Annotated in this window: 21 protein-coding genes; 5 read left to right on the forward strand and 16 right to left on the reverse strand. The window is 47.7% G+C overall.

Annotation, left to right across the window (positions count from 1 at the left end):
* Window positions 1–2 precede the first annotated feature (2 nt).
* Complete coding sequence (locus HPY28_RS05880) at window positions 3–689, reverse strand: GGDEF domain-containing protein (protein ID WP_017249400.1); 687 nt, start codon at window positions 687–689, stop codon at window positions 3–5.
* Between the two features lie 216 nt (window positions 690–905).
* Between HPY28_RS05880 and HPY28_RS05885 the strand changes: the two genes are divergently transcribed.
* The 3 genes from HPY28_RS05885 to HPY28_RS05895 all read left to right on the forward strand — a co-directional run bounded on the left by HPY28_RS05885 (window position 906) and on the right by HPY28_RS05895 (window position 2,941).
* The gene (locus HPY28_RS05885; RefSeq protein WP_173622110.1) at window positions 906–1,970 is read left to right on the forward strand and encodes a type III polyketide synthase; all 1,065 of its coding nucleotides are present in this window, start codon (window positions 906–908) and stop codon (window positions 1,968–1,970) included.
* A gap of 2 nt (window positions 1,971–1,972) precedes the next feature.
* Window positions 1,973–2,500, forward strand: a complete 528-nt coding sequence (locus tag HPY28_RS05890) for an isoprenylcysteine carboxyl methyltransferase family protein (protein WP_174230231.1) — start codon at window positions 1,973–1,975, stop codon at window positions 2,498–2,500.
* Between the two features lie 120 nt (window positions 2,501–2,620).
* On the forward strand, window positions 2,621–2,941 hold the full coding sequence (locus HPY28_RS05895; protein ID WP_026043151.1) for a hypothetical protein: 321 nt from the start codon (window positions 2,621–2,623) through the stop codon (window positions 2,939–2,941).
* Window positions 2,942–2,958: 17 nt separating this feature from the next.
* On the opposite strand, the gene HPY28_RS05900 is transcribed toward HPY28_RS05895, so the two are convergent.
* From HPY28_RS05900 to HPY28_RS05915, 4 genes are all read right to left on the reverse strand, one after another.
* Window positions 2,959–4,074, reverse strand: coding sequence for an aminopeptidase (locus HPY28_RS05900; protein WP_017249404.1), 1,116 nt, complete (start codon window positions 4,072–4,074; stop codon window positions 2,959–2,961).
* Window positions 4,075–4,220: 146 nt separating this feature from the next.
* Entirely contained in the window at window positions 4,221–4,403 is a 183-nt protein-coding gene (locus tag HPY28_RS05905) for a YozQ family protein (RefSeq protein WP_017249405.1), read from the reverse strand.
* Window positions 4,404–4,521: 118 nt separating this feature from the next.
* Complete coding sequence (locus HPY28_RS05910; protein ID WP_017249406.1) at window positions 4,522–4,989, reverse strand: hypothetical protein; 468 nt, start codon at window positions 4,987–4,989, stop codon at window positions 4,522–4,524.
* 77 nt (window positions 4,990–5,066) lie between these two features.
* On the reverse strand, window positions 5,067–5,492 hold the full coding sequence (locus HPY28_RS05915; protein ID WP_017249407.1) for a MarR family winged helix-turn-helix transcriptional regulator: 426 nt from the start codon (window positions 5,490–5,492) through the stop codon (window positions 5,067–5,069).
* 388 nt (window positions 5,493–5,880) lie between these two features.
* Between HPY28_RS05915 and lepB the strand changes: the two genes are divergently transcribed.
* A complete protein-coding gene (gene lepB / locus HPY28_RS05920; protein ID WP_017249408.1) occupies window positions 5,881–6,441 on the forward strand; it encodes a signal peptidase I in 561 nt (186 codons plus the stop codon).
* Window positions 6,442–6,502: 61 nt separating this feature from the next.
* On the opposite strand, the gene HPY28_RS05925 is transcribed toward lepB, so the two are convergent.
* The 6 genes from HPY28_RS05925 to HPY28_RS05950 all read right to left on the reverse strand — a co-directional run bounded on the left by HPY28_RS05925 (window position 6,503) and on the right by HPY28_RS05950 (window position 13,056).
* Window positions 6,503–7,324, reverse strand: coding sequence for a M15 family metallopeptidase (locus tag HPY28_RS05925; RefSeq protein WP_017249409.1), 822 nt, complete (start codon window positions 7,322–7,324; stop codon window positions 6,503–6,505).
* Between the two features lie 101 nt (window positions 7,325–7,425).
* Entirely contained in the window at window positions 7,426–8,298 is an 873-nt protein-coding gene (locus HPY28_RS05930) for an NAD-dependent epimerase/dehydratase family protein (RefSeq protein WP_174230232.1), read from the reverse strand.
* A 27-nt stretch (window positions 8,299–8,325) separates the two neighbouring features.
* Window positions 8,326–10,359 (reverse strand): gamma-glutamyltransferase, encoded by a 2,034-nt coding sequence (ggt, locus tag HPY28_RS05935; RefSeq protein WP_174230233.1) that lies wholly within the window; start codon window positions 10,357–10,359, stop codon window positions 8,326–8,328.
* Between the two features lie 168 nt (window positions 10,360–10,527).
* A complete protein-coding gene (locus HPY28_RS05940; RefSeq protein ID WP_174230234.1) occupies window positions 10,528–11,607 on the reverse strand; it encodes a phosphodiester glycosidase family protein in 1,080 nt (359 codons plus the stop codon).
* Window positions 11,588–12,094, reverse strand: coding sequence for a coiled-coil domain-containing protein (locus tag HPY28_RS05945; protein WP_017249413.1), 507 nt, complete (start codon window positions 12,092–12,094; stop codon window positions 11,588–11,590). Before HPY28_RS05945 ends, HPY28_RS05940 begins: the two co-directional genes overlap by 20 nt.
* Window positions 12,095–12,231: 137 nt before the next feature.
* Entirely contained in the window at window positions 12,232–13,056 is an 825-nt protein-coding gene (locus tag HPY28_RS05950) for an RDD family protein (protein WP_017249414.1), read from the reverse strand.
* A gap of 79 nt (window positions 13,057–13,135) precedes the next feature.
* Between HPY28_RS05950 and HPY28_RS05955 the strand changes: the two genes are divergently transcribed.
* Complete coding sequence (locus tag HPY28_RS05955) at window positions 13,136–14,116, forward strand: stage II sporulation protein M (protein ID WP_017249415.1); 981 nt, start codon at window positions 13,136–13,138, stop codon at window positions 14,114–14,116.
* Here HPY28_RS05955 and HPY28_RS05960 read toward each other — a convergent pair.
* From HPY28_RS05960 to HPY28_RS05980, 5 genes are read right to left on the reverse strand one after another with little or no spacing between them, the layout of a single operon-like run.
* On the reverse strand, window positions 14,083–15,453 hold the full coding sequence (locus tag HPY28_RS05960) for a DUF58 domain-containing protein (protein ID WP_017249416.1): 1,371 nt from the start codon (window positions 15,451–15,453) through the stop codon (window positions 14,083–14,085). The genes HPY28_RS05955 and HPY28_RS05960 overlap by 34 nt on opposite strands.
* Window positions 15,404–16,324 (reverse strand): AAA family ATPase, encoded by a 921-nt coding sequence (locus tag HPY28_RS05965; protein ID WP_017249417.1) that lies wholly within the window; start codon window positions 16,322–16,324, stop codon window positions 15,404–15,406. Before HPY28_RS05965 ends, HPY28_RS05960 begins: the two co-directional genes overlap by 50 nt.
* Before the next feature lie 8 nt (window positions 16,325–16,332).
* On the reverse strand, window positions 16,333–17,457 hold the full coding sequence (locus HPY28_RS05970) for a DUF4350 domain-containing protein (protein WP_017249418.1): 1,125 nt from the start codon (window positions 17,455–17,457) through the stop codon (window positions 16,333–16,335).
* Complete coding sequence (locus HPY28_RS05975; protein ID WP_017249419.1) at window positions 17,450–18,076, reverse strand: DUF4129 domain-containing protein; 627 nt, start codon at window positions 18,074–18,076, stop codon at window positions 17,450–17,452. The genes HPY28_RS05970 and HPY28_RS05975 overlap by 8 nt, the downstream gene beginning before the upstream one ends.
* Entirely contained in the window at window positions 18,069–19,106 is a 1,038-nt protein-coding gene (locus tag HPY28_RS05980) for a DUF7847 domain-containing protein (RefSeq protein ID WP_173622118.1), read from the reverse strand. The genes HPY28_RS05975 and HPY28_RS05980 overlap by 8 nt, the downstream gene beginning before the upstream one ends.
* Window positions 19,107–19,204 lie beyond the last annotated feature (98 nt).

Consider the following 19,204-nt stretch of genomic DNA (forward strand, 5'->3'; position numbering starts at 1 on the left):
TGTCAAGTGAGCTGACGAGTGTTAGTTTTGCCAATATTTATCTTTTCATTCGAGGCGACCATCATGCAGTCTTTCCTTTTTTTCGCTTCATACATAAGCATATCTGCTTTTTTCGCTAACTCTTCCGCTGTTGAAGCATGGTGAGGATACGAGGCTACTCCGATACTGACCGTGACACCTGAAAGAGCGTGTCGGACTTGATTTTGAATTCGTTCTCCGATTGCGAGTCCTCTCATTGTGTCGGTATGCGTTAACAAAACGACGAATTCTTCCCCACCCCATCTTCCAACCGTATCTTGTTTTCGTACACTTGCCTGCAAAAGCCCTGCAAATTGGCAAAGGAGTCGGTCACCTTCCAAATGACCATATGAATCATTGAATATTTTGAAATTATCCAAATCGATAAACAATAGAGTAACAGATTGATGATTACTTTTTGCCAACTCCACTTCTTCGACCAGCTTGTCCAGAAATCTACGATTGACGAGAACGCCTGTAAGTGAATCGTGATAAGCCATCTGCCGCAACTGATCTACATACTTCCCTATTTGATAGGCAGCAAGCGTCTGAATGACAGCCACAAGTAAAAGAAAGACAATCATACTCTCATCCGTCGGCAATCCGTATCCGATCAGCCAAACCGAGATGATCACACAGGACATTCCCAAACTAATCCAGCGCGAACCCAAAGTACACTACCCCCGATCTATCCGATGTACCTCTTTCAATTCGTACATTAGACCTATCTAATGAAATTTATAGTAGGTCTTTTTTCATATAATAAGGAATATTTTACCTATCTTTTTTTGTAAGTTCAAGCAAAACCACGAAACTGCCGATGAATTGGAACCAATTGGAAGGGATAAGCTAATGGCTAATAAAAACAGACGGGAGTGAATGAATGTATGCCCCGTATTGAAGCAGTGGCTACAGCAGTACCTTCCCACGAGATTACACAAGAGGATTCCATGAAGCTAGCACGCCTATTTTTTCAAGATGCTTTTCCCGATATAGACCGTTTGTTACACGTCTTTGCACACAGTCACATTCAGAAGCGGCATTTTAGTATGCCAATGGATTGGTTTTTGGAGGACCGGCCCTTTGCAGAGAAAAATCAGCTGTATATCGAACATGCCGAAGCCTTGGCAGAGGAAGCAGCCCGAAAGTGTTTGACAAAAGCTGGTGTCGAGCCTTCTTCCATCGATTGTCTGATGTTTGTATCAAGCACTGGTATTGCTACTCCAAGCCTTGATTCCCGCTTGCTCCACCGTTTAGGACTCCGTCCACAAGTAACCCGTGTCCCGTTGTGGGGCCTGGGCTGTGCTGGTGGTGCGATGGGATTGTCGCGGGCATGTGAATACACCCAAGCTTTTCCCTCGCGGCGAGTATTGCTTGTGAGCGTAGAACTGTGCGGCTTGACCTTCATCCGACAAGATTTGTCCAAAAGCAATTTGGTCGCAACGTGCCTTTTTGGAGATGGAGCTGCAGCCGTATTGATAGAAGGCGACCAAGTCTTGTCTTCTTCTGACGCACCCAAGGTTCAATTTTGTGATGCACGAACAACAACATGGCCGGACACCGTAGATGTCATGGGATGGGAATTGACCGATCCGGGGTTAAAAGTCATTTTCTCTCGCGACATCCCTACTCTCATTCGTTCTTCGATGCGAGAAAACGTCGAGAGCTTTTTGTCACCGCATGGGATGTCTATCGATCATCTGCGTCATTTCATTTTCCATCCAGGTGGAGCCAAGGTATTAACGGCTTACCAGCGGTCTCTGGGCATTGGTACAGAAGCCACTCGTTTTTCTGAAGATGTCTTAACCAATTTTGGAAACATGTCTTCTCCTACGGTTCTGTTCGTCTTGGAAAAGAGCATGGAGAGGGCGTGGGAGCCGGGAGATCGCGGTTTGGTCGCTGCACTTGGACCTGGATTTAGCTCCGAGCTGTTACTTCTGGAGGCGAGATAGTCATGTTGCTCTTCTTTGGAGTCGTTATGTGTGCAGTCGTGTTGCAGCGACTGGTCGAGCTTCTCGTTGCCGTGAGGAATGCCCGCTTTATCCGGTCAAAAGGTGGCTACGAGGTTGGGGCGAGTCATTACAAATACATCGTCCTTCTTCATCTTCTCTTTTTTCTCTCGCTTATTTTCGAAGTGGTGAGCAAAAGCAGTGCCATGGTTCTCCCCTCGTGGTGGGCGGCTCCGTTCAGCCTGTTTTTAATCGCGCAAGGACTTCGTTACTGGTGTATTCGCAGCCTGGGCAAGCGATGGAATACCCGCATCTTCATACTCCCGGGCGAGGCTCCGATCAAGCGAGGTCCGTATCGGTTCATTCGTCACCCCAACTACTTGGTCGTATCACTTGAGTTGCTCCTACTCCCCCTGACATTTTCCGCTGTGACAACTGCCCTGACGTTTTCTCTCTTGAATGCCTGGCTGCTCCTGCGTATACGGATTCCCCTGGAAGAAGCAAGCATCTACGCTGGTCATCGTGAGTCATAAAAACGAAAAGTCTTTGGCACATGCACATGCCAAAGACTTTTTATCGTGCAAAAGGTTTATCACTTGTCATTCAGCGGGAAAAGAAAAGAAGCTGTTACTCTTTCCCGCGAGGTGGATCAAGTGAATCGTACAACCATAGTGGAGCCTCAGGAGACGAAGCGTATCATCGTCCGAGACTTTTTCGCTTTGATTGAAACGGTACCGAACAAGGATGACCAGGCTAGTATTCAAACTTTTCTTCGCTATTTGCAAAGTCTGCTAAGAATCAAGCAAGTCGTTCCTCCGGTTGTGGAAATCATGACGGTCATCAAACAAAACAAGCCACTTCTCTACCACGCAGCACGCAGAATTACTCTTCCTTCAAGCAATCTGCACATGCTATTTCAGCTAGAAATGGATATTATGCTTGCTCACGAAAGGCTCCGTCAGTACGACAAATGATTTGGGTAGGCTTTGCCTTACCCTTTCAAGTTTTCTGGATTCAGACATTCAAGCTCTGCAATGACAAAACGACCATCTTTGCGAATCAGGACGTCATCAAACCAGATTTCCCCTCCGCCCCAATCCGGACGTTGGATGGAAACCATGTCCCAGTGCACAGACGATTTGTTGCCATTGTATGCTTCGTCATAGCATTGACCAGGCGTGAAGTGGAAGCTTCCGTCTATTTTTTCGTCAAACAAGATATCTTTCATCGGGTTGCGAATGTAAGGATTCACACCGATAGCGAATTCCCCAACGAAGCGCGCTCCCTCGTCCGTATCCAAAATTTGATTCAAGCGTTCGGTATCGTTCGCTGTTGCCTCCACAATTTTGCCGTCCTTGAAGGTCAGACGAACATTTTCGAAAGTGAAGCCGTGGTATGGTGTTGGCGCATTATGAGTGATAACCCCATTTACGGAGTCCTTCACAGGTGCTGTATACACTTCACCATCTGGAATATTGCGAAGGCCAGCGCATTTTACAGCAGGAATGTCCTTGATGGAGAAGGTGAGATCCGTTTCAGGTCCTACCAAGCGTACCTTGTCTGTGCGATTCATCAAGTCAACCAGACTGTCCATTGCTTTGTCCATTTTCGCGTAATCCAGGTTACATACTTGGAAGTAAAAATCTTCAAAAGCTGCTGTAGACATGTTCGCAAGCTGTGCCATGGAAGGATTCGGATAACGAAGAACAACCCACTTCGTTTTAGGCACGCGTACGTTCATCACTGGCAGCTCATACAGGCGAGAATAGATGCTCAGCTTGTCACTTGGAACATCAGCCATCTCATTGATGTTATTCGCCGCACGAATCCCGATGTACCCTTGCATTTTCTCCATGAGTTCAACTTCATGTTGAGCCATGGTCTTCAACTGCTCTTCATTGCAATTCATTGCGATTTCTCGGCTTACGGCGGGATCAATCAATTGAACATAAGGACTGCCGCCTGCTTTGTAAATCTCACGCACGAGGGCTTGCACCAAATCCGGTGTGTCCCCTTTCGCGTTGATCAAAATGTTTTCCCCTGGCTGTACTCGTACAGAATAGTTAACCAGATTGTACGCTAATTGATCTAATCGTGCGTCTCTCATTCGTGGCACATCCTTTTTAAATTTTCTGATTCCTCTTGTATTTTTACCGATACAATCTACTAAGTCAATAAAAAATTTTTTATCAACGAAATAGAAAACGGCCAGCCTTCTTGCATCCAGGCTGACCTTACTCTTTTCCTGTGTTTTTACACCGTTTGTTCCTTGTCCTCAATGGTTCCCATCTTGTACATGTCACTGACCAACTCCTGCGTCGTAGCCAGACCAGCCGTATATTCGTCTGCCTCTTGATAATAGACGGCTCCGCCTGCATCCTCAGTGCTCAAACCTCTCGCCCTAGATCGAACCTGATCCTTATCATGACCTGCCATTTTCGTCCCTCCTTCCTTTTGGTTTCGATCGGCTATAGTTTGTACGGGAATCTCCAGATTTAGCCGAAAAAAAGACGCCTTGCCCAATCGAGGGACAAAGCGTCTTTTGTAAAGGAAATTATTTATTGTTATCGGATTCAGGTGCACTCATTGTCCAACCAGCAGCTGGAGCACTTACAGGAGTGATGCGATTAGTTGTTACAAATTGATCTGTTCCTGGCATCATTGTCCAGCCAGCTACAGTAGAGATTACTGGAACGTATTGGCCGCTCACCAGTACGAACTCATCTTTACCTGGCATCGTGATCCAGCCACCTTGTTGAGTCAGCCCTTGAACAGGGTTAACGGTTTCTGGAGCTACTGGTTTTACTTCTGTTGTAGGTGCAGGTGTTGTTTCAGTTGCAGGTGTTGTTTCAGTTGCAGGCTTTTCTTCAGTTGCAGGTTTTTCTTCTGTAGTCGTTGTTGTTGCTTCTGTTGCAGTAGTCGTTTCAGTAGCTTTTACTGCCTCTTCTGCAAATGCAGCTTGTGTGAACAGAGCCGCTCCTAAGATACAAGAACTCATGATCAGTGTGCTTTTCTTTTTCATATGTGTACACTCCCATTCCCGCGGTACACACTTTTGTCTTGCAAGAATGTCCCCAGACCCGAACTTGATGGCCATGTCTATATGGACTGCTGCATTTTCCTGAGGAAATACGTAAACTGGTCTAACTCGTTATCATTCAGATTCTCCAGCAGCTTTCCTACGAGTGCTCTCCTGTCGCACAAAAGTCCTTCCAGAGTCGGAATCGCTTGTTGTGATAATGTGACCCACACTACACGTCGATCCTGTTCGTCTCGGACACGGTCGATAAAACCAGCCTTCACTAACCGATTGAGTGCAATGGTGGTGGCACTATTGGACAGTTTCAAAATGGTCGCCAGCTCAGAAACTGTGCTTCGTCCTTTTTGATGTAGCACACGCAGCAGGATAAACTGCTTCGGACTGATTGACTCTTCTTCTAGCCAATTGTTAATAAAGAAACGAGCAATTTCGACAAATACTCGATCCAGTTCCTCAAGTTTACTGGCACGGGACATATTGCTCACAACATCACCTATTTTCGGAAAATTAATAATATAAGTACTTTTACTATAAAACTATATAGCTTAAGTACTGGAAGATCAAGAGAACTCCCGAAATTATTTCTTTTCACGAAAGATATGTATGAGCCAGACAAAGTGTTTACCACTTAATATTTTTATTGTAAAACTTATTTCAAGAACATCTTAACTCAAACAGGAAAAACTGACAATAGGTAAGCTTGCAAAATAATGTTAAGACTTTTTCCTTCTTCACCCACGCAGCCAATTATTTCCTTGAATCATCTTTCGTATCCATTCGTAAAGCATGTATAATGGGAAGACAGCCTTATACACACGAGGCATTTGACCCAGGCATATTTGCCACAGAATCTACATACATAGGAGAATTTCAATGGAACAAACCAACCCTACCTCAAAATGGAAAGTGGAATTGCTCGATTGGTTAAAATCGTTTGTTTTGATTGGCGGATTGACTGCTTTTATCTACGTCTTTGTCATGGCTCCCTACGTTGTCCAAGGGCGTTCCATGGAAAGTACGCTGCATGACCGCGAGCGCGTCATCGTAAACAAAGCGATTTACTACCTCAAAGAACCGCAGCCTGGCGATATCGTCATCGTTCATCCAGATGCAACTGGCGACAACTGGATTAAGCGCGTGGTCGCAGTAGCTGGAGACACCGTTGAAGCCAAAAATGATCAAGTGTATGTCAATGGCCAACCTCTCAGCGAAGAGTATCTGCTCGAAAACAAGCTCAAAACCTCTACAGCAGGTGTGACGTTAACCGAAGATTTTGATCCTGTGAAGATTCCTGAGGGCAGCGTGTTTGTCATGGGGGATAATCGCAACAACAGTATGGACAGCCGCGTCATTGGCCCTGTTCAACTGGATCATGTAGTAGGACGCGCAGAAGTCGTATACTGGCCGCTGTCCCAGGTCCGTCTCCCACGTTAGCATTTATCCAGACTTCAAAAAGCCGCTCCTTATCGGGGCGGCTCTTTTGTTTTCGATGGCGCTATTTGTGAGCAATTGCCGCTTCAGAAAAATAATCCTCCAAAGTAAGGCCACCTGCCATAATTTCTTTCGCCATTTCCTTCCCTACATAACGCAAATGCCAAGGCTCATACGCATATCCAGTCGTATCTTCCTTGCCCTTCAAATAACGAATAACGAACCCAAAGTCTGCACAGTTGGCTGCCAGCCATATTCCTTCAGGTGTCTCAGCAAATGATTCTTCCAAGCGTGTACTTGCATCATATCCAGACACATCCATAGCTAAACCAGTCTGATGCTCGCTCTTTCCAGGTACGGCACTGTAGGCAGCAGCATGTTCAGCACCTTGCGTCCTTACATACGTTTCGTACAGCGATTTTTGGGTCTTATACGAGCGGTAGCCAGAAACAGCATACAGTTCGATACCTTCTGTCTTTGCTTTGGCAAACAGCTCTTCTAATGCTTGAGCAGCTTCTGCTCTCAGCAATCGCTTCTCCACTTTTTCATCAAAAGGAAACGGCACATTCGGCTCCACCAAATCCGGTGGAATATAATCGGCAGGCAGTGCCCGCTGTTTATTTACGACAACCGAGAGCTCTGTTTCATTCGTAACGGTTGGCACTCCATCCACATCTTTTATCGTCTCTGCAAGAGATGCCCGTTGGGGACGTGCTGTCTCCTCGTTATTTGGCTCAACTGTCGTTGACTGCGTTCCCTCACCCGCGGACTGTCCATTCGACTCGCTGGATAACAATCCACTTAATGAGGGAGGTTCACATCCGCTGAGTAGTGCTACTGATAGTGCTGCGACGATCGCAAGGCTGCTGGTGCGATTTTTGTTCATGATCGATCCTCCTGGTTCCTTACAGACACATATGTTCTGCTCTACCTTACCATGGAGTACTACGAAAGAAAAGGTAGATAGGTCACGCTTTTTCGAAAGGTCTATTCCTCGTTTAGTTTTTTGACAAGCGCTGGTAACCATTCATCCAACGACCAAAACGGGAAGCCCGCGGCCTTAGCCTTCCCGTTATCCATGTAAAAGGATGCTACAAATCCAAAGGGAGACGCATCAGAAGCATCTGTCGTTGGCTCGATTCGGGCAGGTTTTCCGACTGTTTGCCCAATCATCTCCATCAGCTCAGCAAGCGAAACAGTCCCATCCGAGCACGCATTCACTGGCCCTGTGATGGACGTTGTCGCCACCCATGCCAAAAATTGAGCTGCTTCCTGTGCATGTATGAAACACATCCGGGCAGTGGGATTCGTGATTCCAATCGGTTGCTCTTCTTGCACATGCTCAATATGAAACCATAGCCGACGTGTGTAATCGTCTTCCGCTAGCACAATTGGAAAACGAACAGCTACGACAGGGAAGGCCTTTTCCTGAAAAAAGACGGCTTCTGCTTGACGTTTCCCCTCTTGATAGGTTGTCTCGTCTCTCGTTTTCTGGTTGATTTCATACGTGTATGGATCAAATGCTTTTTCCTGTAATGGTTCCTCTGCATAATCATAGACGGACAAGGTAGAGGTCAAAACGTACGTACCCACTTTGCCCCGAAAAACTTTACACGCATCCATTGCATTTTGGGAGGAATAACAGATGTTATCGTATACCACGTCCCATTGCTCTTCCCCTGCGACTGCTAGTGAATGGACGTCATCGCGATCAAGCGTCATTCTTTTGACAGAGGTAGGCAACTCCACTTGGGAAAGCCCCCTCGTTGCCACAGTAACGTCTGCCCCAGCTGCAACGAGAAGCTGGACTAATCGCTTTCCAAAAAATCGCGTTCCTCCGAGTACAAGTACTTTCTTCATTTTTGCTACATCCTTTCCTTGATCAGCCTACTTTTTGCTATTCAACTCGATGGACCGCTCTCCTTCCTTCCACATGACCGTATAGCCCAGCTTCTCGCCAACTTTTTTGACAGGCAAGTAAGGAATTCCCTGCACCATGACCACATCAGACTGGAAGGACGTCACTTTTTGTCCCAACCCTAACAGCAACTTTTTGGCGTGAACATACGCTACTCCATTTATCATCACTTTTTGCTCTGCTGTATATGGGTAGACATTGCCGTTTACTCGTAAATCAAAGGGGCCTTCTTTTTCTATTGGTAATTGGATTGGCTGAGCAGCCGTATACGCAATGGCATCGACCCCGAGTACAGTACCCTCGCGTGTGTTATCGGCTCCGCCGTACATTTTTCCTGTTTCAAAATCGTACACAATCGCTTGGACGTTGCCAATGTTCGACGGTTCCTCAGCAAAGACGTGACCTTTTGCCATCAATTGCAGGATGACATCTTGGTCAATGCCCGCTTCCCACGTCACATTCGGATAGCTGCTAGAAAAAATGCGTGGTGCACGGATCGCATCCTCAATTTCCATTCCATGATCGATCACATTGAGAATCGTCTGCGATACGGAGGCGATAATCGTGGAGCCACCAGGCGAGCCAATTGCTAAAAAAGGCTTCCCGTCTTTTAGCACCATAGTTGGTGTCATGCTCGAACGTGGGCGCTTGCCAGGCTCGACCTGATTGACACCGCCAGGAATCGCGTCAAAATCCGTAAGCTCATTATTGAGCATGAATCCATAACCAGGAACCATCACACCGCTGCCAAAAATATCTTCAATGGTGGTCGTATACGCAACGATATTCCCCCATTTGTCCATCACAGAGAAGTGCGTGGTCTGCTTGACCGGAGATTGATCTCTCAGTTTCATTGACACCTCTGGCTTTTTGCCAGGATCGTACTTCCAAGGATCTCCTGCCACAATATTGGCATTCCCGGTTTCTTCATGAATGAGCTGACGTCGTTCCTTGATGTATTCGTCTGCAATCAGCCCCTTTTTCGGTACCGGATAAACGTCCTCGTCCGCCATATAAGCCGCCCGATCTGCGTAGGCGAGGTGGTTGGCTTCGATCAGATGATGCAAATAGGCCACCGACCCGATTCCGTCCTTTTTGTTATCGTAGCCTTCCATCAGCTTCAAAATCTGAATGAGTGTCAAGCCGCCAGAGCTGGGTGGTGCCATCGAAATCACTTCATATCCGCGATACATGCCCCGGACTGGTTCACGCTCTTTCACTTGATACGCCTGCAAATCATCGAGTGTCATGGTGCCACCTGTTCTTTGTACCTCCTCGACGAGGGCCTTGCCAATTTCCCCTTCATACAAGGCATCCGAGCCTTTGTCGCGGATGATCTTCAACGTTTTCGCCAATTGGGGCTGAACCAGCATCTCGCCTTCTTTGAGTGGAACTCCGTTTGGCGCAAACACCTGTGCAGCAGTACCGTGCTTTTTCAGCTTTTCCATGGAATTGGCAATAAATTGAGCGGACACCCAGTTGATGCGAACTCCTTTTTCCGCCAATTCAATCGACGGTTCTATCACTTTTCCCAAGCCCCATGTCCCATACGATTCCAGCGCCTGCTCTACACCCAGCAATGTCCCTGGGACACCTACGGCCTGACCGCTCGTATGTCTCTCCTCAAAGGGGATCGGCTTACCATCTGCCTGCAAAAACATAGTGGGAGTCACCTTGGCAGGCGCCACTTCCCGACTATCTATCACCGTCACTTTGTTCTGATCCTTCACATAAATCATCATGAAACCACCACCGCCGATACCGGACATATACGGTTCTGCCACATTCAGAGCAAATTGGATCCCAGCCGCAGCGTCAATCGCATTGCCGCCCTTTGCCAAGATATCTCTACCGACCTGCGCCGCTGCTGGATGAGAGACCGCGACAATTCCTTTTGTAGCTCCTTGCACACCTGCTGGCACACCTGGGACTTTTCCTACAGCAAAATGAGGAAACGAAAGCACGGAAACAATCGAGAGAGCAACCAACATCCCTTTTTTCATGCGATCCCTCCTATTCCATTTCATTAATTCTACCTATTATTATAATTTTCAGCATTTTTTAAGGTCAACCCACATTCACAGTTGCCTAGGCAAACTTTTCTCTACAGAAAAAAACACTCTTCTGCAGCAAGACTTGTCGTCTTCACAGAAGAGTGTTGCGATTTTTGCTTATGGCATGATGACCAAATTGCTCACCACGCGTCGTTCTTTGCCGCCAGAAGGCTTGTTCAGCAGCTTGCCATTGTAATAAAACGCACTGGAGCCACCGCCGTCGAGGTTATATGCATCCACGACATGCCACTCTTGCAGTTTTTTTTGCGCTTCCTCCAGCGTAACACCATTACTCCAGCCATCTCGTCTTCCATCAATGACAATCAGCAGCAAATCGCCGTTGTCGAAATGGCCGATCAGTGTTCGCGGTTGACGCGCATTCGCCCATTCACGAGGGATAGGCATTCGCTTTCCGTCCTGCAAGAGACGCGGCAAAAAGCTCGCTCCCTGCAATATCCCTTGTTGCGTAATTTGCGCCTGCGTCTTGATGCTTGTTCCGACCAGATGACCTTTGTTGTTAAAGCCGACAAAGCTCAGCTTCGCATTATTGGAAAAGGTTCGAATCTTGCCGTCAACAACAGTAATACCTAACGGAGTCAGATTGCCCTGCTTGTCCGCCATAAAGCCGCCTGCATTGATCGCAAGAATGGCTCCTGTACGTTTACCAGCTTGACTCGTCGTTTCTCCCTTACTTTTCACGGAGTTGTTGGCCAGCACCATTTTCAACGCTTTCGGATCATTGAGGCGAACTTTGGCCATATAACCGCGGTATCCGCCTTCTTGCAGGGAATAGACTTTTACTGTCGAGTTTTTCCCGAAGTGTTGACCGATCGGCTTGCCAAGCATGTTGGACAAAATCGTGTCCAATACATCCACAGATTTTTGCGTCTGGGATTTGCTCGCTTCAAGCGCGCTGCTGATGTTCTTGTTTTGTTGCTCGTATTCTTTCTGTTCCTTTTTCGAGCGATCCTGGATGTCTTCGATGACGACTTCTACATTCCGAAGCTGCACCTTGGTGTCGTTGAGCCGTTCTCCCAGCTCATCTGCTTGGCTCTTCGCTACGGCAGAAGGAAGCTTTAGGCCTTCCGTCTGGAGCTTGTCCACTGGATTGTCCAGCGCAAAAGCGACCAGAAAACCGAGAGCAGGCGCCAACAGAAAGAGAAAGAAACGGTTGATCTTACCAAGCACGGGCTGCATCCTCCAATTTTTTCAGAGATGCTTTCAAATCAACCAGCTGTTTGTTGAGCTGGTCAACCCGATCCTGCAGAGCTTCTTTGGTCTTGTTCGTGCCACCAATGGTTTCACCCGTCAATGCCAAATCTTCTTCCAGATTTCCCAGACCCTTCTGGACATTTTGCATTTCTTCCTGCACCAGAGTCAATTGATCTCCCAATGCCTTCATCTGCTTTTGGTTATCTTCTTGAATTTGATCAATTCGTTGGTTCACAAATTGCTGTTGCTTGTCCAACGTATAAACAGCAAAGGCATATCCAGCGTAGGCGAGTCCTACCCAGACCAGAACGGCCAAAACGATCGGTAGTAAAGGACGCTTACCTTCTGTCTGGGAGGGAATCAATGCCTGAAAAAGGCTGCCTCTTCTGCGTCTTCCTTTTTGCTTCCCGTTTGCCGGGAGTGGCAGTGTGGGTGACGAAGTCGATGACGTTCCCATGTATTTGTCGTCCATCGGCTCCCTCCTCCTTTCTGTGACATAGAGTGAGGTTTCATTATAACACAGAAAGTTTTTGAATCAGCATTTTGCTGAATAATGGATAAATAAGTCGAGAAAAGAAAATACCGCCATTTATTTGGCGGTATCTCGCTTTATTTTCTGAGTTGAAATTCGCTTTGCAGCTGATTGTGCAGTCTTTGCAAAAACAGGATCGGGTCTTCCTTGGTGGTCTGTTCGTCAACAAGCTCTAATTTTTTGCGCATGATGCTGGCAATTTGATTCCCGAGTTCATATTTTTTCGCTTGAGATAAAGAGGATGATCTGCTAATGAAGGAGGAAAGCAACTGCCAATCCTCTCGGGTGATCGCCTGTTTTTGGCGCTCTTCAAGCACGAGTAGCGCATGATTCAAATCAAAGCCGTTTGGCTGTTTGTCTTTCTTTTTCTGAAAAAGAGTCGATCGCTGTCCTGACTCTACCACGACAATTGTGCCCGCTACCATATCGCCAATTCGCTTATCACGGGGGTGGAAAAAGCATACGAGCGCCCCGAGAAAATAACCAGTTGGCATTGCGTCAATGATGCGAAACAGATTCCGGATCGTCGAGGAAACAAACGTCGCAGGCTGTCCGTTTTCACGGATGACCCGGATTCCGACCAGCCTTTTGCCAACGGTCTGTCCGCCCCAGAGTGCTTCCTGTAACCAAAAGTAACCAAAATTCACTACGAAGATAACCAGGAGGACGATGGCCAACGCGTAGTTGCCAGAATCCAGGAAAAAATCATCTTCATTTCCAAATAAAACTATACCAAACAAAATAAATACAGTAAGATTAACCAGGAGCAAGATTCCTGTATCTATCAGCATCGCAGTGGCGCGGCTGCCTAGACCTGCCGTCTGAAATCGCAGCATAACATGCTCGGGTGTCACGACAGAAGCTTCTCGATTTGACCCACTGACGTATGTCGGTTCATTCATGATGGTTTTCTTCCCCCCCTCGAAACTTTGAGGTTTTTTCTAGTTTTGAAACACGCGTTAATGTAAGGAGGCATTATACATGGATATTACCTCGTTTTGGCACAAGCATAAAGCCTCTTGGGCCGAACTGGAACAATTAGTGGAGCGTTTTACCCGACAACCTCGGCACATCAGTGCTACCGATATTGATCGCCTGACACAACTATATAAGAAAACATCTGCTCATTTGGCCTATGTGCGCTCCTACCATCCTGCAGACGAGATCACGCTCTACTTAAATCAACTCGTTTTACGTGCACATAATTTGGCTTACAAGCAGCGAATAGGCAGCTGGCAGCAGCTCAAGCATTTCTTTGGCAGCTACCTGATGGGTCTCGTACATAAGCGAATGAGCTTCATTGGTGTGGCAGCGCTTCTATTCATCATTGGTGGTATTTCTGGCTTTGCTGCTGTTATGGTCGATCCACTCAACCTGTATTATGTATTGCCTCAAGGGATGGCTGAGCAGATCGATCCATCCAGGCTGGGAGAAGGGCACGACTCTCTTGACAGTCCGGTCATCTCCACGATGATTATGACCAACAACATCAAAGTTGCCATGCTGGCCTTTGTCAGTGGAATTACATTCGGAATCGTCCCCATCTACCTTCTCTTGTTCAATGGCCTTCTGGTTGGCGCTTTGGCAGCCGTCTACTATCAGGCAGATAGCAGCTATGCGTTTTGGGCCTACATTTTGCCACACGGCGTGATCGAGCTGACTGCCATTTTCATTGCTGGCGGAGCAGGTCTTCATATGGGGTACCGCCTGCTTGTGCCCGGCCGCTACGCTCGAAAACATCAATTTTTGGAGGCGGCAAAAGAATCTGCGCATCTGCTATTGGCTACTATCCCACTCTTGTTCATCGCGGGAATCATCGAGGGCTACATCACTCCATCGAGCCTCTCACTCGAAGCCAAGTACATCGTAGCTGTCGGCACATTGCTTTTGCTAATTGCCTGGTACCTCCTCGGATACAGACCCGATTCTCACAAAGCTTCTCTTGATTTGATGTCCAAATAAGTATTGATAACAGTCAGCGTCAATTGATCGGCCGGAACGTCCAGTACCTGGATACCCGCGCCGATCATTTTTTGTTGAAACGCCCTGCGATCGAGCTGGAACCGCTGAGCTACCGCCTTCGTAAACGCCAAGCTGCTGTTGCTCGTGGCTATATGACTCCATTCATGCAGAAGCGGATCTGCCAAAGACAGCAGCAAGATCAAATGCGAACGGCGCATCCGCCACAAATAATGGCTCAACTGATCTTCGACAAGGTAATTTTCCATATCTGAAAAAAGTACCACCAAGCTCCTTCTCTTCTGCTGGCGATTCAAAAATTCAAGCGCCTTCGCCGGATCAGCCTCTACAAAATCACTCGTCAGGTTGTAGGTTGCCTCCAAAAGGGTGTGCAAGTGGCGCAGCCCTCTGCCTGGAGGTATGTACGTCTTGATCTCATGCGAATAGGCTAGTAACGCTACCTGATCTCCTTGACGCAATGCCACTGCCGCTAACGTGAGAGCAGACTCCAGCGATCGATCCAGTCTCGTCTGGTTATCCAGCTCGACGCCCATCAACCTGCCGCAATCGATCAAAATGGTAATCACTTTGCCATGCTCTGGGCGATATTGGTTCGTCATCAGACGTCGGGAGCGTGCTGATGCAGACCAGTTAATCATCCGAGGATCATCGTCAGGGACGTAATCGCGGATCGCATGGAATTCCGTACCCGCTTTCGCCCTGCGCATAATTTTTTTCCCGTCGACGATCAAGCTCTCCTGCAACGAAGCCAAATAGCCACGAACGGCTGAAAGGTCAGGATATACCTTGATTGTTTGTTCACACGCAAAGCGGCTTTGGCGATACCACAAGCCGAGCTTGCCATGCCACCGCATGTAAAGCCAGCGGAACACGTACTCTCCGCGTTCTTTTCCTCTTGTTTCAAAACTTAGGTTGGTTAAGGGGCGCTCCATCACACCTGTGATCGGTCCGGCTTCATCAAATGACAGCGGAAGATCATCTACGATAGAGTACGCAACAGATTGCCCGCTTCTGTTCGCCAGTTCAAGCTCGATCGAAAACGATTGTCCGATATCCGTCTGCTCAGGCAAAATTCGCTGGATCGACAAGTCTCGGCGCTTGGGGATGGTAACCCAATCCAAGATGCTAGCGATCAGGAGTAAACCGTTGTACAAAAAGAATGTCGAATAGCCAATCTCCAGTAGAAATCCGACGATCGCGATGGGTGTGCCTAGCAAAACTGCCACAAGCAGCCGCTTGGATGGCAAGACAAAACGGTCTGCCAAAAAATCAGCGAGGAACTGGAATAGCCGCCAGCGTCTCTTCGATGATGTGGTCACTGGTACCCCCCTCCAATTCTACCTGCGGTGACAGAATGAGTCGGTGCCGCAATGCAGGGCGGGCCACCATCTTCACGTCATCAGGCGTCACAAACTTGCGATTGTCCAAAAGTGCCCAGGCTTTACTCGCCATCAACACGGCGATTCCGGCACGAGAGCTGGCACCTAAGAGTAATCGCTTCGTTTCGCGTGTATTGCGAATCAGTGTCGTTATGTACTCCAGAATCGAATCATCCACAACCACTTCTTCTAATTGGCGTCGCTTCTCCAAAATCGCCTCCCATGTAAAGAGCGGCTCTTGATTACGCTCGTGGCTGCGCTTATTGGGAATATGTTTGGCGAGGATTTGCTTTTCATTTTCATGAGAAGGATACGACATTGTTAGCTTGAACAAAAAGCGATCAAGTTGAGCCTCCGGCAACACATACGTCCCTTCGTACTCCACCGGGTTTTGCGTGGCGACGACAAAAAACGGATCTGGCAAAGGATAGGTGACACCATGAATCGTCACTTGCCCTTCCTCCATTGCTTCTAAAAGGGCGGCTTGGGTTTTCGGGGGAGTCCGGTTGATCTCGTCCGCCAGCAATAAGTTAGCGAAAACAGGACCTTTGATTGTCTCAAACTGGTTCTGCTGCATATTGAACACCACATGACCAATAATGTCCGATGGCATCATGTCAGGCGTGAACTGGACGCGCTTGCTCACGCCCCCCATCAATTCCGATAAGGTCCTTACCATTTTCGTCTTTCCGATACCAGGTACACCTTCTAGCAAAACGTGTCCACCGGCAACCAAAGCTGTTAGCAGTAACCGAACATTTTGCCGCTGACCAACCAGCTCTTTTTCCATTTGTTGCAACAATTGCTCCACAGTAGTTGTCACTCCTTCTCCAGACGCTTCGTAATCTCATCCAACAAAAGACTGTCTGCAAGCAAGCTCTTCGGCGAGTATCGCCCTTCGTTTTTTGCCTGTTCCAGTCGTTCTAGCAGATGAGCGAATTTCTCTACCTCTTGATTTGTCCATCTTGTTTTGGCATATCGCATGATTTCCACACGATCAGCTCGTTGGTGCACTCCCCACCGATCGTACAACAGCTGTCGCATGTACGCTTCTCGATGGCGCAACGCATCCTGTGCCAGCCCTCTTCGCTCATACCAGCTAGACACGGCGAGCAACGTCTCATCACCACGGCGCACCGTCCATTCCCTAAGCGTATAGACCGGTCCGAAACGTTTTCCTCTCCACCACACATACAGCAAAAGCAGGATACCGAGTTGAATGCAGGCAGCTATGAGCCAGCCCGGATAGATCGCCAGAAAACCTGGTTTTTCCTGCAAGCCGTGATGGTATTCGTCTACCCACAGGACGGACCAGTCTCCTTGTACATACGGCCAGATCGCTTCAAAGTGGGACAGTCGATCAATTTTTTGATTGGTTAGCCATTCCGGTACGAGAAAAAACGTGACACTGCCATCTCCTACTTCTGTTCTTCCTCCGAGTATCCCCTGATCGTCGTAGAGAAGTGGCTCCATGTCCTCATCTTCTAAAAATCGAAATGAGGTCTCTGCTTTGCCCATGAACCTGCCCTGGACGAGAGGTCCCTGAATGTTTCGCTCCTGATTTTCTTTTTCCCGGATGTACTCCGTATAAAAGGGAAGGTCTTCCCACTCTGGTCTCGACTGAAAGAGAATCAGGTCATTGCCTTCACTGACCCAATCCAGAATGTCTATCTGTTCCTCTGGCATCAGTTTTTCTGGTTCTACTACGAGCATGGCCTGCCCAGTTGCTGTTGGTAAAAAACGCATAGGCTGCCGCCATTCCTTTACCTGCTTGCCTTTTTCCTCCAGGAGTACGAGCACAGCCTTGAGTCCGCTCGGCTGTGCAGATGAAGCCAAATACGGTGGGAGAGGCTCAGTTGTAGGCTTGACGATCAACCAGCCCACGATGACGAGCAACAAGGTAGCCACAACTATTCCGACACGATAGGTGCGCAAACTATCCATGCTGTCCCTCCTCGCGCCAGATGCCTTCCAGTTCGTTTACACGTTGCCAAAACGACCCTTCATCAACAAGTGCTTGCCCGTACCAAACAGCGTCGAATTCTCGTGCGAAGCTGCCGAACACATCGCGTAAGCTCGGTTGATTTGCCTCAATTTCTTCTGCGTATTCCCAATTCGTTTTCCATTTCTCCACACGAACCCATGACTTCATTTGCATATAAACCAACAACGCCAAAAACAACGAGCGTTCTCCTTCCCGCCATTCTCCTCGCGCTGCTTTTTCTTTCGCATCACGCAAATAGTCTGCATGAGAACGTATTTTTTCACCGTCCATAAACAGCGGTTGATGCTTCTTCTGCACCCAAATCATTCTGCGGAACAACCAGTAAATGATGCCGACCAGTCCCAGTACTGCCATAATGAGCACGAGTGTAGATACGGTATTAGCAGCACCAGTTGGAATATGAGTCCACTGAAAAAGATCGGCGAGCAACTCGATCACAAACTCCATCGCTCTTTGAATCCAGTTCTCGCCACTGCCTTGGGGCAAATTGAACTCGTCTCTGGCTAGAATCTCTTGTAAATGCTCCTTGTCATCTACCCAAGGACTCGTGCTAATCATGAGTAACTCCCGGCTCTTGTGCAGGGGTAGGCGTTGCTGGTTCTACTGGTGCAGATGTGGCAAGCTGACGGCTAACTAGCTCTTGTAAATCTGTCCCTTCTTTTCTCACGCGCAGATCAAAGTAAGCCAACGCGTAAACAATGGCCATCCAAGGGGTCAAGAGGCAGGTAAGTGCAACCAGAATAATTTGCGCGAGGATAGATGTACCTAAGACGCCAGTGAGTACTAATTGCATGCCGCTAGAGAACATCGAGTAGATCACACTGAGAACAACAAAAAGACCGAATAAACGCCAAAAGTTTCCTTTTGTCATATTCCAGCTCTGGCCGATTCCGACTCCATCGCGTTCGAACAGAACGAGCGGCATATAAAAACCCCAACGAATTAAGAAATAGCCTGGTACGAGCATCATCCCAGCAATTAAGAATAAATAGCCAAATAAAACTAAAACGATCATAAGCACAATGCTGCCTTCATCTGACGGATCAAACATGGTTTCTAATGTCATCCCACCGGCGAAGGCGATCATAACGAAAATCAATCCATATACGATGACAAATGCTGTCGACACTGCAAACGCGATTACTCCATATAGGAAAGTACTGCCCGCGAGCGGCCAAAATCGACGAAGTGCCCCCTTTAAGGCATCTTTTAGGCTCAAGGTCTCACCCTCGAGAGCAGCCTTCGTCAGTAAAATCGAACCGGAAATCATTTGCGGATAGGCGATGATCAAAAGGATTGGTGCGACAAGGAATATGAATATGAGCAGCATCGGAAGGCTTTGTGTCATAAATTCTTCTTGTCCGGCAAATCTTGCGCCTAACGATTCTGCAAAATCCATACCTTCTGTATCTTGTGCGAGCAAAGGCACTCTGGTCAGATCAACCAAAAGCAGTTGCTGCAGGAGTAACAATGGACCGAACCAAATTAAAGCCAACAAAAAGAATGCTCCAAAATGCTGGCGATACACAGAAAAGCTCTTGTCCAACAGCTTCCCCACTCCCATGGGGGCAATCGGCGTACGATTCATGAGAAACCTCCATCTTTCTTTTTGAGATTACCTGATAAGTATACACGATTTTCCTATTTTTTTAAAAAAATCATCTAATTTTGCTAATGTTTTCCTGC

Origin of the sequence: Brevibacillus sp. HB1.2 (assembly GCF_013332495.1) — a bacterium.
GTDB lineage: Bacteria > Bacillota > Bacilli > Brevibacillales > Brevibacillaceae > Brevibacillus > Brevibacillus porteri.

What these genes read in the sequence shown, in the direction of transcription:
- HPY28_RS05930 (WP_174230232.1), bottom strand. Translation starts at nt 8,298, where the DNA reads ATGAAGAAAGTACTTGTACTCGGAGGAACGCGATTTTTTGGAAAGCGA.
- HPY28_RS05905 (WP_017249405.1), bottom strand. Translation starts at nt 4,403, where the DNA reads ATGGCAGGTCATGATAAGGATCAGGTTCGATCTAGGGCGAGAGGTTTG.
- HPY28_RS05900 (WP_017249404.1), bottom strand. Translation starts at nt 4,074, where the DNA reads ATGAGAGACGCACGATTAGATCAATTAGCGTACAATCTGGTTAACTAT.
- HPY28_RS05955 (WP_017249415.1), top strand. Translation starts at nt 13,136, where the DNA reads ATGGATATTACCTCGTTTTGGCACAAGCATAAAGCCTCTTGGGCCGAA.
- HPY28_RS05910 (WP_017249406.1), bottom strand. Translation starts at nt 4,989, where the DNA reads ATGAAAAAGAAAAGCACACTGATCATGAGTTCTTGTATCTTAGGAGCG.
- HPY28_RS05945 (WP_017249413.1), bottom strand. Translation starts at nt 12,094, where the DNA reads ATGGACGACAAATACATGGGAACGTCATCGACTTCGTCACCCACACTG.
- HPY28_RS05975 (WP_017249419.1), bottom strand. Translation starts at nt 18,076, where the DNA reads ATGATTAGCACGAGTCCTTGGGTAGATGACAAGGAGCATTTACAAGAG.
- ggt (WP_174230233.1), bottom strand. Translation starts at nt 10,359, where the DNA reads ATGAAAAAAGGGATGTTGGTTGCTCTCTCGATTGTTTCCGTGCTTTCG.
- HPY28_RS05940 (WP_174230234.1), bottom strand. Translation starts at nt 11,607, where the DNA reads ATGCAGCCCGTGCTTGGTAAGATCAACCGTTTCTTTCTCTTTCTGTTG.
- HPY28_RS05980 (WP_173622118.1), bottom strand. Translation starts at nt 19,106, where the DNA reads ATGAATCGTACGCCGATTGCCCCCATGGGAGTGGGGAAGCTGTTGGAC.
- HPY28_RS05925 (WP_017249409.1), bottom strand. Translation starts at nt 7,324, where the DNA reads ATGAACAAAAATCGCACCAGCAGCCTTGCGATCGTCGCAGCACTATCA.
- HPY28_RS05970 (WP_017249418.1), bottom strand. Translation starts at nt 17,457, where the DNA reads ATGGATAGTTTGCGCACCTATCGTGTCGGAATAGTTGTGGCTACCTTG.
- HPY28_RS05950 (WP_017249414.1), bottom strand. Translation starts at nt 13,056, where the DNA reads ATGAATGAACCGACATACGTCAGTGGGTCAAATCGAGAAGCTTCTGTC.
- HPY28_RS05890 (WP_174230231.1), top strand. Translation starts at nt 1,973, where the DNA reads ATGTTGCTCTTCTTTGGAGTCGTTATGTGTGCAGTCGTGTTGCAGCGA.
- HPY28_RS05885 (WP_173622110.1), top strand. Translation starts at nt 906, where the DNA reads ATGCCCCGTATTGAAGCAGTGGCTACAGCAGTACCTTCCCACGAGATT.
- lepB (WP_017249408.1), top strand. Translation starts at nt 5,881, where the DNA reads ATGGAACAAACCAACCCTACCTCAAAATGGAAAGTGGAATTGCTCGAT.